At 56.7% G+C, this 15,040-nt stretch carries 17 protein-coding genes; 14 read left to right on the forward strand and 3 right to left on the reverse strand.

The window, feature by feature from the left end:
• Positions 1 to 45: 45 nt before the first annotated feature.
• The 4 genes from rutC to rutG are packed head-to-tail and all read left to right on the forward strand — an operon-like array spanning position 46 to position 3,192.
• Positions 46 to 432, forward strand: coding sequence for a pyrimidine utilization protein C (rutC, locus tag OC597_RS01195; RefSeq protein WP_261253542.1), 387 nt, complete (start codon positions 46 to 48; stop codon positions 430 to 432).
• 24 nt (positions 433 to 456) lie between these two features.
• Positions 457 to 1,260 carry a pyrimidine utilization protein D gene (gene rutD, locus OC597_RS01200; RefSeq protein WP_261253541.1) on the forward strand — a complete coding sequence of 268 codons (804 nt, stop codon included), beginning with the start codon at positions 457 to 459 and terminating at the stop codon, positions 1,258 to 1,260.
• A 15-nt stretch (positions 1,261 to 1,275) separates the two neighbouring features.
• Positions 1,276 to 1,821, forward strand: a complete 546-nt coding sequence (rutF, locus tag OC597_RS01205) for an NADH-dependent FMN reductase RutF (RefSeq protein ID WP_262207074.1) — start codon at positions 1,276 to 1,278, stop codon at positions 1,819 to 1,821.
• Positions 1,822 to 1,872: 51 nt separating this feature from the next.
• Entirely contained in the window at positions 1,873 to 3,192 is a 1,320-nt protein-coding gene (rutG, locus tag OC597_RS01210; protein ID WP_261462263.1) for a pyrimidine utilization transport protein G, read from the forward strand.
• 28 nt (positions 3,193 to 3,220) lie between these two features.
• Here the strand turns inward: rutG and OC597_RS01215 are convergent, their stop codons facing one another.
• Positions 3,221 to 4,138 (reverse strand): DMT family transporter, encoded by a 918-nt coding sequence (locus tag OC597_RS01215; protein ID WP_261253538.1) that lies wholly within the window; start codon positions 4,136 to 4,138, stop codon positions 3,221 to 3,223.
• A gap of 67 nt (positions 4,139 to 4,205) precedes the next feature.
• Between OC597_RS01215 and OC597_RS01220 the strand changes: the two genes are divergently transcribed.
• Both OC597_RS01220 and OC597_RS01225 read left to right on the forward strand, forming a co-directional pair.
• Positions 4,206 to 4,781, forward strand: a complete 576-nt coding sequence (locus tag OC597_RS01220; RefSeq protein ID WP_261253537.1) for a helix-turn-helix domain-containing protein — start codon at positions 4,206 to 4,208, stop codon at positions 4,779 to 4,781.
• A gap of 130 nt (positions 4,782 to 4,911) precedes the next feature.
• Positions 4,912 to 5,385 carry a helix-turn-helix domain-containing protein gene (locus OC597_RS01225; RefSeq protein ID WP_262207076.1) on the forward strand — a complete coding sequence of 158 codons (474 nt, stop codon included), beginning with the start codon at positions 4,912 to 4,914 and terminating at the stop codon, positions 5,383 to 5,385.
• On the opposite strand, the gene OC597_RS01230 is transcribed toward OC597_RS01225, so the two are convergent.
• Complete coding sequence (locus tag OC597_RS01230; RefSeq protein ID WP_262207077.1) at positions 5,369 to 6,292, reverse strand: LysR family transcriptional regulator; 924 nt, start codon at positions 6,290 to 6,292, stop codon at positions 5,369 to 5,371. The two genes, OC597_RS01225 and OC597_RS01230, sit on opposite strands and share 17 nt — an antisense overlap.
• Positions 6,293 to 6,360: 68 nt before the next feature.
• Here OC597_RS01230 and OC597_RS01235 point away from each other — a divergent pair, with 68 nt between their 5' ends.
• The 8 genes from OC597_RS01235 (at position 6,361) to OC597_RS01270 (ending at position 14,641) form a co-directional block, all read left to right on the forward strand.
• Positions 6,361 to 6,978: a LysE family transporter gene (locus OC597_RS01235; RefSeq protein WP_261253531.1), complete on the forward strand. Its 618-nt coding sequence runs from the start codon at positions 6,361 to 6,363 to the stop codon at positions 6,976 to 6,978.
• Between the two features lie 78 nt (positions 6,979 to 7,056).
• Complete coding sequence (gene wrbA, locus OC597_RS01240; RefSeq protein ID WP_085116155.1) at positions 7,057 to 7,656, forward strand: NAD(P)H:quinone oxidoreductase; 600 nt, start codon at positions 7,057 to 7,059, stop codon at positions 7,654 to 7,656.
• Positions 7,657 to 7,895: 239 nt separating this feature from the next.
• Positions 7,896 to 8,207 (forward strand): hypothetical protein, encoded by a 312-nt coding sequence (locus OC597_RS01245; protein WP_085116193.1) that lies wholly within the window; start codon positions 7,896 to 7,898, stop codon positions 8,205 to 8,207.
• A 137-nt stretch (positions 8,208 to 8,344) separates the two neighbouring features.
• Positions 8,345 to 9,805, forward strand: coding sequence for a TrkH family potassium uptake protein (locus tag OC597_RS01250; protein ID WP_261284156.1), 1,461 nt, complete (start codon positions 8,345 to 8,347; stop codon positions 9,803 to 9,805).
• Positions 9,806 to 9,974: 169 nt separating this feature from the next.
• On the forward strand, positions 9,975 to 10,772 hold the full coding sequence (locus tag OC597_RS01255; protein WP_262207081.1) for a DNA/RNA non-specific endonuclease: 798 nt from the start codon (positions 9,975 to 9,977) through the stop codon (positions 10,770 to 10,772).
• 231 nt (positions 10,773 to 11,003) lie between these two features.
• Entirely contained in the window at positions 11,004 to 11,564 is a 561-nt protein-coding gene (locus OC597_RS01260) for a sorbitol dehydrogenase family protein (RefSeq protein ID WP_261284154.1), read from the forward strand.
• A 15-nt stretch (positions 11,565 to 11,579) separates the two neighbouring features.
• Entirely contained in the window at positions 11,580 to 13,235 is a 1,656-nt protein-coding gene (locus OC597_RS01265; protein WP_261284153.1) for a GMC family oxidoreductase, read from the forward strand.
• Positions 13,232 to 14,641: a cytochrome c gene (locus tag OC597_RS01270; RefSeq protein WP_261284152.1), complete on the forward strand. Its 1,410-nt coding sequence runs from the start codon at positions 13,232 to 13,234 to the stop codon at positions 14,639 to 14,641. The genes OC597_RS01265 and OC597_RS01270 overlap by 4 nt, the downstream gene beginning before the upstream one ends.
• Positions 14,642 to 14,749: 108 nt before the next feature.
• Here the strand turns inward: OC597_RS01270 and OC597_RS01275 are convergent, their stop codons facing one another.
• Positions 14,750 to 14,965, reverse strand: coding sequence for a hypothetical protein (locus OC597_RS01275; RefSeq protein WP_261253517.1), 216 nt, complete (start codon positions 14,963 to 14,965; stop codon positions 14,750 to 14,752).
• Positions 14,966 to 15,040 lie beyond the last annotated feature (75 nt).

Below are 15,040 nucleotides of genomic sequence, written 5' to 3' on the forward strand. Positions count from 1 at the left end.
TTGCTTTTATTCACCAAAAATTAAATTTTCACCAGGAGCACCACTATGCCAAAAACAATCATTACTCCGCCGGGCACCGGCAAACCACTGGCCCCTTTCGTCCCCGGCACCCTGGCCGACGGCGTGGTTTACGTCTCGGGCACGCTGGCATTCGACAAAGACAATAACGTGGTGCATATCGGTGACGCGGCGGCGCAAACCCGCCACGTGCTGGAAACCATCAAAAGCGTGATCGAAACCGCCGGTGGCAGCATGGACGACGTGACCTTTAACTCGATCTTCCTCACCGACTGGCAAAACTATGCCGCGGTCAATCAGGTGTATGCGGAGTATTTCCCCGGCGACAAACCAGCACGTTACTGCATTCAGTGCGGGTTGGTGAAGCCGGACGCCCTGATTGAAATCGCCACCGTGGCCCATATCGGCCACTGAGTCATTATTCGCTGAGGATCGAGCATGTATTTTGAGATTTTGGGGAAAGACACACCGCTGGCACCCACGCTGGTACTCTCCGCCGGGCTGGGTGGCTCAGGCAGTTTTTGGCAACCGCAGATTAGCGCGCTGAGCGAGCATTTCCGGGTGGTGGTTTACGATCACTTCGGTACCGCGCACAGCAAAGGTGAAGTCCCCGACGGCTACAGCATGGCCGATATGGCCGATGAAGTGGCGCAATTGCTGCATTCACTCAGCGTAGAACGCTGTTATTTCGTCGGCCATGCCCTTGGCGGCATGATTGGCCTGCAATTGGCGCTCACGCACCCGCAGTTGATCGAAAAACTGGTGGTGGTCAACGGTTGGCCGACGCTGGACAGCCAGACCCAGCGCTGCTTCAAAGTACGTCAGGATCTGTTGCTCAACAGCGGCGTGGAAGCCTACGTGCGCGCTCAACCGCTGTTCCTGTTCCCCGCAGACTGGTTGTCGCAGCACCAGGCCTTGCTGGATGAAGAACTGCAGCACCAGACCACGCATTTTCAGGGTACCGAAAACCTGCTGCGCCGTCTGAATGCGCTGATGAATACCGATTTCCGTCCGCATTTGGCGGACATCACCACGCCGACCCTGGCGCTGTGCTCCCGCGACGATCTGCTGGTGCCCTATCACTGCTCACATCAGTTGGCGGCCGGTCTGCCGAACGGCGAACTGGCAGAGATGGCGTACGGCGGCCATGCCATGAGTGTGACCGACACAGAGAACTTTAACCGCATTCTGTTGGGCTGGCTGTTGAAAACACCGCACGCCAACACCCGCCTTGCACCCTAGACCCGGAGATACCTCATGCAAAGCCAAACGCTGCTTGCCGATGCGCCACTAGCGCCACCGTACGTAGAAAAACAGGACTTCCGCGACGCCATGGCGCGCCTGGGTTCGGCGGTCAATATCATCACCACCGATGGGCCCGCCGGCCGTGCCGGCTTTACCGCCTCGGCGGTATGCAGCGTCACCGATACGCCGCCAACGTTGCTGGTGTGCCTGAACCGCTCCGCCTCGGTCTATTCGGTGTTTAAGCAAAACCAGACGCTGTGCGTCAATACCCTGGCGGCGGAACACGAGTCGCTGTCGAATCTGTTTGGCGGAAAAACGCCGATGGACCTGCGTTTCTCTGCTGCGCGCTGGTCTACGCTGGCGACCGGCTCCCCCATTTTGCACGGTGCGGTGGTCTCGTTCGACTGCCTGATCAGTCAGATTGTCAGCGTCGGCACCCACGACATTCTGTTTTGTCAGGCGGTAGCGCTGACGCGCAATGACGATAGCCATGGCCTGGCCTACTTCGACCGACGCTACCACGCGTTGCCAAAGCAGGCAGCGACGGATAATAGCTAAACACGCACTCACCAGTCACCCTAACCCGCACTCAACATTTTGGAGATAACGATGGCGAATACCTGGTTTCCCCAATGGCGTATGAAACAAGGCAGTCTGGACGGCGCGATCGTCGCGCCCGATGAACGGCTGCCGCTGGCGCAGACGCTGGTGATGGGTTTGCAACATGCGGTGGCGATGTTTGGTGCCACGGTACTGATGCCGCTACTGATGGGCTTTGACGCCAATCTGGCTATTCTGATGTCCGGCATCGGCACGCTGCTGTTTTTCCTGGTGGTTGGCGGCCGGGTACCGAGTTACCTCGGCTCCAGCGCGGCGTTTGTCGGGCTGGTGATCACCCTGACCGGCTACAGCGGCCAGGGCGCCAACCCGAATATTGCGCTGGCGCTCGGCGGCATCATCGCCTGCGGCCTGGTGTATCTGCTGATCGGCTTTGTGGTGATGAGCGTCGGTACCCGCTGGATCGAACGTTTGATGCCGCCGGTGGTGACCGGTGCCGTGGTGATGGCGATCGGCCTGAACCTGGCCCCTATCGCCGTACACAGCGTCTCGGCCTCCAACTTCGACAGCTGGATGGCGGTGGTCACCATCCTGTGTATTGGCTCTGTAGCGGTATTCACCCGTGGGCTGATGCAGCGGCTGTTGATCCTGGTGGGATTGATTGCCGCCTACTTGATTTACGTGGTGGCGACCAACGGCCTGGGGCTTGGCAAACCGGTGGATTACAGCGCACTGAGCCAGGCGGCCTGGTTCGGTCTGCCGCAATTCACCGCGCCGGTGTTTAACCTGCACGCCATGCTGCTGATTGCCCCGGTGGCGATCATTCTGGTGGCGGAAAACCTCGGGCATGTCAAAGCGGTGGCGGGCATGACCGGCCGCGATCTCGACCCTTATATCGGCCGCGCCTTCGTCGGGGATGGCCTGGCGACCATGCTCTCCGGCTCGGTGGGCGGTACCGGAGTGACCACCTATGCTGAGAATATCGGCGTGATGGCGGTGACCAAGATTTACTCTACGCTGGTGTTTGTCGCGGCGGCATTGGTGGCGATTGTGTTGGGCTTTTCACCGAAGTTCGGTGCGTTGATCCACACCATTCCCGGCCCGGTGCTGGGCGGCGCCTCGGTAGTGGTGTTCGGTTTGATCGCCGTCGCCGGAGCGCGTATCTGGGTGCAGAACAAGGTGGATCTGGGTGATAACGGCAACCTGATTATGGTGGCGGTCACGCTGGTGCTGGGTGCGGGGGATTTTGCACTGACCATTGGTAACTTCACCATGGGCGGGATCGGCACCGCCACTTTCGGTGCCATTATCCTCAATGCCCTGCTGCGCAAGCGCAAAGCACTGCCGCTGGCAGACAGTCCCGTACGTTAAGATATCGCGATGGCCCGGTAACCGGGCCTTATTCGGCCAGCGCCGCCGCTTTTCCCTTGCGGCGAATGCGCAACTCGCTGACCAGCACCCCCAACACGATTAACGCGCAGCCTAACAGGGCTACACCGGGCAAACGTTCGCCGGCAATACGCCCGACCAACCCGGCCCAGACCGGCTCGCCGGCATAGATGACCGTGGCGCGCGTCGGTGAAACACTGCGTTGCGCCCAGTTCATCGTCACCTGAATAATGGCGCTGGCCATCCCCAGACCGATCGCGCTGTATAACAGATAGCTGCTGTACGGCGGCACCGACTCACCGGTCGGCACCATCATCAGGAACGAGGCCAGCGAGGCGGTCGCCAGTTGCACCAACGTCACCCGCTTAACATTGACCTTACCCGCATACGCGCTAATCAAAATGATCTCGGCGGCCATGCCCAGCGTACCAATCAGCGTCAGTATCTCACCCACGCTGAGCGCCATATCGGTGCTGCTCGGCGCCGCCAGCAGCATCAGGCCGCTGAATGCCAGCAACACGCCAACCCAGGCCATCACGCCGGGAAAACGCCCCAATACCAGCCACTGCAGCAGCGGCACCATAGGCACATACATGGCGGTAATGAACGCCGACTGACTGCTGCTGATGGTTTGTAGCCCCACGGTTTGCAGACCATAGCCGAACATAATAGCCACGCCGATAAACACGCCCGCTTTCAACTCATACCAGGTCAGCCCGCGCAGACTGCGCAGCGAAAACAACATCAGCACCAGCGTGGCGGCGGCGAAGCGCAAACCAACGAAAAAGAACGGCCCGCTGACCTGCATGGCAAGATGTACCGCCAAAAAGGTGCCGCCCCAGATCATGGTGATGAAAATCAACACCGCTTCCTGTCGCTTGATCCTGGGAATGAAGGTGGAAATAAAGGATTTTTTTACTGCGGACACCGGCTTGCCCTTCCTGCTGGGTGCAATATAATGCACAGATCCTGCCAGTATGAGGTAAAGCCTGCGGATGAGCAATACAGTGAACAGCGGCAAACATGAAGCGCCCAAGGTGCTGCAATACCTGAGCAGCAACCTGCGCGGCTATCGCCAACAGGCGGGGCTCAGTCAGGTGGCGCTGGCACTAAGATCCGGCGTCAGTCGCCGCATGCTGGCCGGCATTGAAGCCGGTGACCGTAACGTCAGCCTGGCGGTGCTGGACAAACTGGCCGATGCGCTGAATATCGCCTTCACCGATCTTATCCAGGCACCCGAAGCGCGTGGCAACCATTTGGTGGGTGAACTGGCCTGGCAAGGGGTTCAACCGGCAAGTCAGGCGCTGTTCGCCGCCAGCGTGCCTGCGCGCCAGCGGGTTGAACTCTGGGAATGGACGCTGATGCCGGGCGAGCACTACGACTCGGTGCCAGATGCCGAAGGCTGGAGCGAAATTATCTACGTCATCAGCGGAAGTCTGACGCTGGTACTGGAACAACAAACCTTGACGCTGGAAGCTGGCCAAACCCAGGTGTTCAACAGCGATCAACACTATGCTTACGCTAACCGCAGCGAGCAACCCTTGCGTTTTATCCGCAACGTCACCTTCTAGTCGCCACGACAGCCCGCATTTTCAGCGGGCTGTCACCCCTTTGTCGTACATATGTCATGCTACTGTCGTGGCAGTCGACGCTGCCAGCCCCTACACTTTGCCTCATTGAGGGTTCATTTTGGAGAACGCAATGCAAACTTATCGCATCAGGCAATTACGGTTGGAAAAAGGCTGGTCACAAGAGCAATTGGCCACCATTGCCGGCCTCAGTACCCGTACGGTTCAACGTATTGAAAATGGCGAACAGGCCAGTCTGGAAACCCTGACCGCCATTGCCGCTGCCCTGGGGCTGCAGGTCAGCGATCTTTATCAGCCGACGCAGCAGGACAAGAGTGATAACGACTATCAGGCAGAACAGGCCATTCGCCGGCAGGTAGAGGCGGAAACCAAGTTGTTGAGTATGGCGGTACGGTTTGCCTGCATCGGCCTGATGCTGTTTGCCATCAACTGGTTTACCCATCCGCAATATCTGTGGTCGCTGTGGGCCATCGGCGGCATGAGCATCGCACTGGTCATGCGTGCCACCCGTACTCTGCTGTTGCGTGATTTTTTCAGTCGCTGGCAACAACAACGCCTGGCAGAAAAACTCAGGCGCATGACGTAAGTTGTAGCCAATCCGCCAACCGGGCCAGCGCACTGCCCGGCCGGATTTCTTGCGGCGTCAGCAAACAGTAACCGCTGCCGTCCGACGAAAAGCCAAAAGGTGCGCACAGCAACCCGCTAGCGACATCATCACGCACCTGTTGCCACGGGCCAATAGCTATACCTATCCCCGCCACCGCCGCCTGTAAACTGAAGTAGAAATGATCAAAGCGCTGTTCCGATCGCCCCGCCAGTGCGACGCCCTGTACTTGCGCCCACTGTCGCCAGGCATCGGGTCGGGTGGCCGAATGCAATAACACCGCATCTTGACTCAACTGCGGCTGGCCGCCATTGGCGATAACGAAACGCCGTAGCATTTCTGGTTTGCACACCGGCCCGACCCGTTCCTTGAACAACGCCACGCTGTGCAGCTTATCGCCCCAGTCAAAATCGTTGCGACGGATAGCGGCGCTAATCCCATCGTGAAACGAAAACGGCCCACCACCAGCCACCAGTTGCAGGTTGATGTCCGGGTGTGCCAACTGAAATGCCGGCAGACGCGGTATCAGCCAGCGCATCAATAGCGTCGGCTCACAGGACAAGACCAAGGGTGCGTCCTGCGCCTGCTGCCGCAGCGTTTGTGCACTGTGCTCCAGAATGCCAAATGCCTGTTGTGACGCCTGCAATAGCGTACGACCGGCCGCCGTCAGGTACACCCGCCGATGGCGGCGTTCAAATAACATCACGCCGAGTTCATCCTCCAACCCCCTGACCGCACGACTAACCGCACCGTGCGTCAGACTCAGGCTGTTCGCCGCCTGGGTAAAACTTTCCAGCCGCGCAGCAGCCTCAAAACAACGCAGCCCTCCCAGGGACAGCGGACGGTTGGCACTAGGTGAGTTTTTCTCACCGATACGGTCAGTTTTCATCGTTTGTCACCATCGGTCATTTCTCTTATAAATCAGCCACTCTTTTCTGATTTATTACCAGGATCACTATGACCGAACTCCTCGCTGTCGTCACCATCACTTTACTCGCCGTCATCAGCCCAGGGCCAGACTTCGCCATGGTGTCACGCAACAGCCTGCTGCTATCCCGCCGCGCCGGGGTAGTGACCGCCTGTGGCATTGGCGCAGGCGTATTGGTCCATGTCAGCTACACCCTGATTGGGGTCGGCGTGCTAATCCAGCAGTCGCTGTGGTTGTTCACCCTGCTGAAGGCGATTGGCGCCGCCTACCTGATTTATCTTGGCGTCAGTATGCTGCGTAACGCCGGTGCCCATGCCGCCCCGTCTTCCAGCACCCCAGCCGCCGTCAACGATATTGTCGCGCTGAAAACCGGCTTTTTAACCAACGTGCTCAACCCGAAAACCACCATTTTTATCGTCAGCCTGTTTATGCAAGTGGTTAACCCGCAGACACCGCTCAGCGTACAGATCGGTTATGGACTGTTTATTTCGCTCGCCCATATACTCTGGTTCAGTGCCGTCGCGCTGCTGTTTTCTGCCCCCCGCATCAATGCTCGCCTGCTGCGTATGCGCAAAGGTATCGACAGAGCCTTCGGTGGCCTGCTGATTACCTTCGGTACACTGTTGGCGATAGCCGGAATAAAATAAAACCGCGAGGATAAGTTCTTCATTCACTCCTATGCTTAGGGGGGCATATCTTGCAATCACCAGAGCGGAGAATGGAACATGGCGAAAATATTGGTCCTTTATTACTCAATGTACGGACATATTGAAACCCTGGCAGAGGCGGTAGCGGAAGGCGCTCGCCGGGTCAGTGGCGTTGAAGTGACCCTGAAACGCGTGCCGGAAACCATCCCGGCAGAAGCCTTTGCCAAAGCCGGCGGCAAGCAAGATCAAAAAGCGCCGGTAGCCAGCCCGCAGGAATTGGCCGATTACGACGGCATTATCTTCGGCACCCCGACCCGCTTTGGCAATATGGCCGGGCAAATGCGTACCTTCCTCGACCAAACCGGTGGGCTGTGGGCTTCCGGTGCGCTGTACGGCAAAGTGGGCAGCGTCTTCTCCTCCACCGGCACCGGCGGCGGTCAGGAACACACCATCACCTCCACCTGGACCACGCTGGCGCACCACGGCTTTATTATTGTGCCGATCGGCTATGCCACCCCGGAACTGTTTGATGTCTCGCAAACCCGCGGCGGTACCCCTTATGGCGCAACTACCATCGCCGGAGGCGACGGTTCACGCCAACCCAGCCCGGAAGAGCTGACCATTGCCCGTTATCAGGGCGAACATGTGGCGAAAATCACCGCCAAGCTGAAAAGTTAAGCGATAACCTTCAGTTACCTGCCCTCTGGGGCCGTTGATTCCTTCGGCCCCATCTTGTTGCCAACCCGCAGCAAGGTTAAAATGCCGCTCACCCTGCCATTCACTACCTGAACGTCACGGTCGAAATTCGTTCTGCCCGTCAATCACCGGCCCGTGCCCTGATGACGGGCGTTCTGTTTTTGCGCATAGCGAAGGGAAATAAGTCAGTGTCTAAAGATTTTGATGAACTAATAAGAGACCTGGATCTTATTATTGAAAATGTAGACAGTTTCAAGGCTATGGCCCCGCGCGCACCCGAGCCACCCGCGGCACCGCCGGCGGTCCATCACTACGATTCGTTCTGCGAGAATGTGGCGCTGAAAGTGGTGTTGAAGGTTCTGCTCTCGTCGGTGGATAAAATCGTCAAGGTGCAGATTGCCAATAAGGTCGAGCAGGAAATTGCCCAGATTGAACAGCAGGTCGTCCATGCAGGTGGCGGCCCCGTGTCACCCGAGGATCTGGCACAGATGACGCAATACGTGCGTCGCACCGTAAACAATCTGTTGGAATAATCACCACCAAGGTTAAAAAACGTGCCAACCTTCGCAGACGATATGAATTTTTACGTTTTTTTTATATCGTCTGCCTTATTCTTTATATACTTAAAGAATAAATTGACTCATTGCCGACTGGCAACTCGGGCGCAAGTATGGTCAAGAATAAACAGATCCTGGTCGTTATTCATCTTTGCAGTTTTTTAGTTTTCCTTTACAGCCTGTCAATGATCCCCCCTCTGTTGGTGGCGTTGTTGTATAAAGAAAAAAGCGTTTTCTCCTTCTTCTATACGCTGGTGATTGCCGGTTCTCTCGGCGGGCTGGGTTGGTTCAGCACGCGGCAGTCCAAGGTGCAGCTACGCACGCAGGACGGCTTTCTGATTATTGTGTTGTTCTGGCTGCTGTTTTCTATGGTCAGCGCCCTGCCGTTGTGGATGGATGACACGCTCAATATCAGCCTGACCGATGCCATGTTCGAAGGCGTTTCCGGCATTACCACCACCGGCGCTTCGGTACTCAACGATGTCTCCGGCCTACCCAAATCTGTCCTCTACTACCGCTCCCAGCTCAATTTTATCGGCGGCCTCGGCGTCATTGTGTTGGCGGTCGCGGTGCTGCCGCTGCTGGGCATTGGTGGTGCCAAGCTTTATCAGTCGGAAATGCCCGGGCCGTTCAAAGAAGAACGTCTGACTCCGCGGCTGGCCGACACCTCGAAAAACCTGTGGCTGATTTATCTTGGCCTGGGGTTGGCCTGTACGGTGGCGTTCCGTATTGCGGGCATGCCGTGGTTTGATGCACTCTGCCATGGGATCTCCACCGTTTCGCTCGGGGGTTTTTCCACCCGCAATGAGAGCCTGGGCTTTTACGATAGCTCGGCGGTGGAAATGGTCGGCGGGATCTTTTCGATTCTGGCCGCGGTGAATTTCACCCTGTATTTCGTCGCCGTGGGCCGCCGCAGCCTGAAGCCGCTGTATAGAAACCCGGAACTGCGCTTTTTCCTGTTGGTACTGTCGATTATCGTGGCCATTGTCTGCTTCGAGCTGTACCGCTCAGGCATGTACGGTGCCAAAGACTCCTTCGTACACGGTTTTTTCCTCACCAGTTCGATGATGACCGATAACGGGCTGGCCACCGCTGACTATGCAAAAATGCCCTCCCACACCATTATGTTGCTGTTGGCAGCGAGCTTTTTCGGTGGCTGCGTCGGTTCAACCTGTGGCGGTATCAAGGCACTGCGTTTTCTGATCATGTACAAGCAGAGCCGACATGAGATCAACCAACTGGTCCACCCCAATGCCATTTTCACCATCAAGGTCGGCAATGCGCCGATTCAGGATCGGGTGTTGCGTTCGGTCTGGAGCTTCTTCTTTCTCTACGTCTTCTTCAGCTGTTTTTTCATTTGGCTGCTGAATCTGATGGGCTATGACCTGGTAACCTCCTTCGCGACCGTTGCCGCCTGTATCAATAATATGGGGCTGGGGTTCGGTGAAACCGCCGCCGGTTTTGGTACGCTCAGCGATGCGGCCAAATGGCTAATGTGTTCGGCGATGCTGCTTGGCCGTCTTGAGATCTACCCCATGCTGATCCTATGCTCACGCGCTTTTTGGCGTTTTTAATGCCTTCGCTGCCCTTGCGCAGTGCAGACTCTTTTTACCCCGCTTTGCTGTACCACTGCTGACACATTCGTAACGTGAATGTGTTGCATTGTTGTATTCGTTTCATTGCGATAAGTTGACTTCACTGTAAATACATACAGTATTATTTTAACTTATTGAGGATATGAATATGCGCTTTAACAAGACGTTAGTTCTGGCCACGCTGCTGTTTACCGCCCAGGCTTCGGCCGAAGCACTGGAGTCTATCGACAACTGTGCGGTCGGTTGCCCAACCGGCGGCAGTAGCAACGTGTCAATCGTGCGCCACGCTTATACGTTGAACAACAATAGCACCACCAAGTTTGCCAACTGGGTGGCTTATCACATCACCAAGGACACGCCGGCCAGCGGTAAAACGCGTAACTGGAAGACCGACCCGGCACTGAACCCGGCAGATACGCTGATCCCGGCAGACTACACCGGCGCCAATGCGTCGCTGAAAGTTGACCGTGGCCATCAGGCACCGCTGGCTTCTCTAGCTGGGGTCTCTGACTGGGAGTCATTGAACTACCTTTCCAACATCACCCCGCAGATGGCCGATCTGAACCAGGGCTCCTGGGCGCGGTTGGAAGATCAGGAACGCAAACTGATTGACCGCGCAGACATCAGTTCGGTGTATACCGTGACCGGGCCGCTGTACGAACGCAATATGGGCAAATTGCCAGGCACCCAAAAAGCGCACACCATTCCCAGCGCTTACTGGAAGGTAATTTTTATTAACAACAGCCCGGAAGTTAATCACTATGCGGCGTTTCTGTTTGATCAAAATACCCCGAAAAGTGCCGATTTCTGTCAGTACCGCGTAACGGTCAGTGAAATCGAGAAACGCACCGGGTTGATTATCTGGGCGGGCCTGCCAGAGGACGTCCAGGCGTCGCTGAAGGCTAAACCGGGCGTGCTGCCGGAATTGATGGGTTGCAAGAGCTAACGCATAAACCGGAAACCCGCTGCGGCGGGTTTTTTATTCTTTACGTGCTGTTTTGTCATGGTACCTAAGCAAGTTTATTGCTGGAAAGTTATCGACAAGTTAATATCCCGCCAAATTATTAGATACAAAAGCATAAGCAATGGAGTTATTTCATTGTTGATTATTTTTTATCCCTCTTTACCCGCTCCTTTTTGCCTTATTCGGCACTAACACCTGTTGTGAGAAAAACACATGGAAAATTTGTTATCAGACGATGGTGGGCTACCAGCCAAAAATGGAACCGGTTTCAGTCGACGTGAAGTGCTGCTGGGACTGGCCTCAACCCTGCTAGCCGGCTCGCTGCTCAGTTATCCTTTCCTCAGCCTGGCTGAACAACAAACCCCTTCGGCCAATCCGCTGCAGTTTGCCCGCTTCTTCAAAATATCTCAGACATTGACCGAACATCAGGATATCGATCAGGGGATGTCGGCGCGTATTTTTACTGCGCTGCATAACCATAATCCCCAGTTCACCGCACAGGTTGAGCAACTCGGCGGTCTGTTACAAGCAGGCCAAAGTGCGCAACAATTGCAGCAGCAGGCGATCCAGGCTGGCTTGCAGGAAGTGGTCACCGCGATTATCACCGCCTGGTATACCGGCACCGTCGGCCATGGCCAAACGGCGCAGCTGATTGCCTACAAAGACGCGTTGATGTATCGCCCCGCCAGCGATGCGCTGATCGTTCCCACCTACTGCGGCAATGGCCCGCTGTGGTGGACCGCAGCCCCACCCGCCGTCAATGTTTCCCTGTGATCTGAGAGCCTTCTAATGAAAAAACCTGTATTTACCGCCGATGGCAACGCCTCGGCCGATATTGTGATCGTGGGTTCCGGCATTGTCGGCGGCATGATGGCCGATCAATTGGTCAACCAGGGGTATTCTGTGCTGGTGCTGGAGGCAGGCCTGCGCATCGAACGCGGCCAGGCCGTAGAAAACTGGCGCAATATGCCTTTTGACAACCGCGCCGGCTCTGATTACCAGGGACTCTATCCGCAATCGGAGTTCGCCACCGCCCCGCTTTATTTCCCGGAAAACAACTATGTGGCCCTGAGTGGCCCCAGCGCCGGCAGTTTCAAGCAGGGTTATCTGCGTACCGTCGGTGGCACCACCTGGCACTGGGCCGCATCCTGCTGGCGCCACCTGCCCAGCGATTTCCAAATGAAAACCCTGTACGGCGTGGGGCGCGACTGGCCGATTTCCTACGACGAGCTGGAGCCCTACTATTGCCGGGCCGAAGAAGAAATTGGCGTGGCCGGCCCTAACGATCCGCAACAACAATCCCCGGTTGAGCGCAGTAAACCCTACCCAATGGATATGGTGCCCTGGGCTCACGGCGACATCCGCTTTGCCGAAGTGGTCAACCCGCACGGCTACCGCTCGGTTCCGATCCCACAGGGGCGCAGTACTCATCCGTGGAAAGGCCGTCCGACCTGCTGTGGTAACAACAATTGTCAGCCCATCTGCCCGATAGGCGCCATGTACAACGGTATTCATCACGTTGAACGCGCAGAGATGAAAGGCGCGGTCGTGCTGGCGGAAGCGGTGGTGTACAAAATCGACACCGATGAACACAATCAGGTGACTGCGGTACATTGGCTGGACAGCAAAAAACAGTCCCATCAGGCCACGGCCAAGGCTTTTGCGCTGGCTTGTAACGGCATAGAAACCCCGCGCCTGCTGCTGATGGCCGCCAATGAGCGCAATCCAAACGGCATCGCCAACGCTTCCGATCAGGTGGGCCGCAACATGATGGACCATTCAGGTTTTCACTGCACTTTCCTGGCGAAAGAGCCGCTGTGGCTGGGCCGTGGTCCGGCGCAAAGCAGCTGTCTGGTTGGCCCACGTGACGGCGAATTCCGCAAAGACTACTCGGCCAATAAAATGATCCTCAACAACATCAACCGGGTGGTACCTGCAACCCAACAGGCGTTGGAAAAAGGGTTGGTCGGCAAAGAATTAGATGCCGAGATCCGCCGACGCGCCGCCTATGGCGTCGATTTATCCATTAGTCTGGAACCGTTACCAGACCCGAATAACCGCCTGACGCTGAGTAAAACCCGTAAAGATGCCCATGGCCTGCCTTGCCCGGACATCCACTACGACGTTGGCGACTACGTGCGTAAAGGTGCAGAGGCCGCGCACAAACAACTGGAGCACATTGGTCAGCTGTTTGACGCCGATGAGTTTAATATCACCACCAGCCTGAACGCCAACAACCATATTATGGGCGGCACCATCATGGGCCACAGCCCTGAAGATTCGGTGGTGGACGGTAACTGCCGGACTCATGACCATGCCAATCTTTGGTTGCCGGGCGGCGGTGCTATTCCTTCCGCCAGCGTGGTGAACAGTACCCTGACCATGGCGGCATTGGGTATCAAGGCCGCCGATGACATTGCGCGCAAGCTGGCGGTGAAGTCATGAAAAAACAGGCTAGACTGACACTGCTATCCCTGCTGTTACTCGGCAGCAGCGCCGTGCAGGCGACAAACGAAGCTGACCTGAGCGGCGTGGCGTTGATTAAAAAAGGCGAACAGATTGCCATCGCCTCCGACTGCCAGGCCTGCCATACCAAACCGGAAGGCGGCACGCCGTTTGCCGGCGGCTATGGCATCAGTTCCCCCATGGGAATGATTTACGCCACCAATATCACCCCGTCCAACGCCGAGGGCATTGGCCGTTATAGCGAACAGCAGTTTGCCCGTGCGGTCAGGGACGGTATTCGCGCCGATGGCACCCACCTCTACCCCGCCATGCCCTATACCTCTTACACCCGCTTGAGCGATGAGGACATTAAGGCGCTGTATGCCTACTTTATGCACGGCGTGAAACCGGTCGATCAGAAAAATACGCTGACCGACCTGCCATTCCCATTCAACCTGCGCTTTAGCATGGCCGCCTGGAATCTGTTGTTCCTGAAAGACGGCCGCTTTGCGCCCGATGCCAACAAGAGCGAACAATGGAACCGCGGGGCCTATCTGGTCAATGGTCCGGGGCACTGCGACACCTGTCACACCCCACGTAATCTGCTGATGGCAGAAGACGACAGTCAGGCGCTGGCGGGCGGTATGGTGGGCAGTTGGTATGCGCCCAACATCACTTCAGATCCGATCAGCGGCATCGGCGGTTGGAGCCAGCAGCAATTGGTCCAGTACCTGAAAACGGGCCAGGTGGCCGGCAAGAATCAGGCGGCGGGCGGCATGGCGGAGGCTATCGAAAACAGCCTGCAGTATTTTTCCGCTGAGGATTTATCGGCCATCGCCGTTTACCTGAAAAGCACCACGCCGATCCGCGACCTCAACGACAGCCAGGCTGCCGACAGCTATGGCAAGCCATCGAGCGTTGAGCCCCAGTTGCGCGGGTTACAGCCTGCCACGGCGAATAACACCCTGACCGACGGCGCCGCACTGTTCAGCGGCAACTGCGCCAGCTGTCATCAGCCGGACGGCAGCGGCAGTAAAAATCAGGCTTACCCTTCGTTGTTCAACAATACCGCCACCGGTGCCGGCAACCCGGCTAACCTGATTTCAGCCATGCTGTTTGGCGTCGAGCGAAGGGTCGGCAGTCAACACGTGCTGATGCCGAACTTTGGCCCACAGTCGTATGTGAATCCACTGAACGATCAACAGATCGCCGCTATCAGCAACTTTGTCCTGCAACAGTATGGCAACCCGGCGGTTAAAGTCAGCGCCGCGGACGTCGCCGTATTGCGCCAAGGAGGCCCGATCCCACTGCTGGCGCGGTTGCAGCCTTATATGGCTCCGGCAATCGGCATTGCGGTACTGGCGTTGCTGATTCTGGTATGGCTGGTGGGGAGAAAACGGCGTTAAATACTGTGACTGCAGGCTGGGGAGCTACCCCTGGCCTGCAGGCATGGCCGCAAGTCGCACAGGGATAGCTTCTGCATTCATCCCGGAGGGCTCCGGCACGGGACACGGTTATTGAGTTTGATTCTCCACACGGGTGATGCCGTGTTTTTTCATCACTTCTTCCATGGTCAGATTGTCATCATCCGGCGTTTCGTCAATCATAACATCTTGCGGGCGAACGTAAGGCTTGGTGGCACGTTTGAACATCCACCACCAAACGAACACCAGAAACGCACCGGACTTCAGAAAAATCATGGTCCACAATGCTATTTGATACCAGCTCATCTCTATCTCCATGAAAGCGTTAAGCGCGAACGCGTCGCTCTATTTTACCCTCTGTATGACTCTAATCAAGCGCCA

Source organism: Serratia proteamaculans (assembly GCF_946227095.1).
GTDB classification, from domain to species: Bacteria; Pseudomonadota; Gammaproteobacteria; order Enterobacterales; family Enterobacteriaceae; genus Serratia; species Serratia proteamaculans_E.

Coding starts and splice junctions, on each gene's coding strand:
- rutC (WP_261253542.1), top strand. CDS start 46: ATGCCAAAAACAATCATTACTCCGCCGGGCACCGGCAAACCACTGGCC.
- rutD (WP_261253541.1), top strand. CDS start 457: ATGTATTTTGAGATTTTGGGGAAAGACACACCGCTGGCACCCACGCTG.
- rutF (WP_262207074.1), top strand. CDS start 1,276: ATGCAAAGCCAAACGCTGCTTGCCGATGCGCCACTAGCGCCACCGTAC.
- rutG (WP_261462263.1), top strand. CDS start 1,873: ATGGCGAATACCTGGTTTCCCCAATGGCGTATGAAACAAGGCAGTCTG.
- OC597_RS01220 (WP_261253537.1), top strand. CDS start 4,206: ATGAGCAATACAGTGAACAGCGGCAAACATGAAGCGCCCAAGGTGCTG.
- OC597_RS01225 (WP_262207076.1), top strand. CDS start 4,912: ATGCAAACTTATCGCATCAGGCAATTACGGTTGGAAAAAGGCTGGTCA.
- OC597_RS01230 (WP_262207077.1), bottom strand. CDS start 6,292: ATGAAAACTGACCGTATCGGTGAGAAAAACTCACCTAGTGCCAACCGT.
- OC597_RS01235 (WP_261253531.1), top strand. CDS start 6,361: ATGACCGAACTCCTCGCTGTCGTCACCATCACTTTACTCGCCGTCATC.
- wrbA (WP_085116155.1), top strand. CDS start 7,057: ATGGCGAAAATATTGGTCCTTTATTACTCAATGTACGGACATATTGAA.
- OC597_RS01250 (WP_261284156.1), top strand. CDS start 8,345: ATGGTCAAGAATAAACAGATCCTGGTCGTTATTCATCTTTGCAGTTTT.
- OC597_RS01255 (WP_262207081.1), top strand. CDS start 9,975: ATGCGCTTTAACAAGACGTTAGTTCTGGCCACGCTGCTGTTTACCGCC.
- OC597_RS01260 (WP_261284154.1), top strand. CDS start 11,004: ATGGAAAATTTGTTATCAGACGATGGTGGGCTACCAGCCAAAAATGGA.
- OC597_RS01265 (WP_261284153.1), top strand. CDS start 11,580: ATGAAAAAACCTGTATTTACCGCCGATGGCAACGCCTCGGCCGATATT.
- OC597_RS01270 (WP_261284152.1), top strand. CDS start 13,232: ATGAAAAAACAGGCTAGACTGACACTGCTATCCCTGCTGTTACTCGGC.
- OC597_RS01275 (WP_261253517.1), bottom strand. CDS start 14,965: ATGAGCTGGTATCAAATAGCATTGTGGACCATGATTTTTCTGAAGTCC.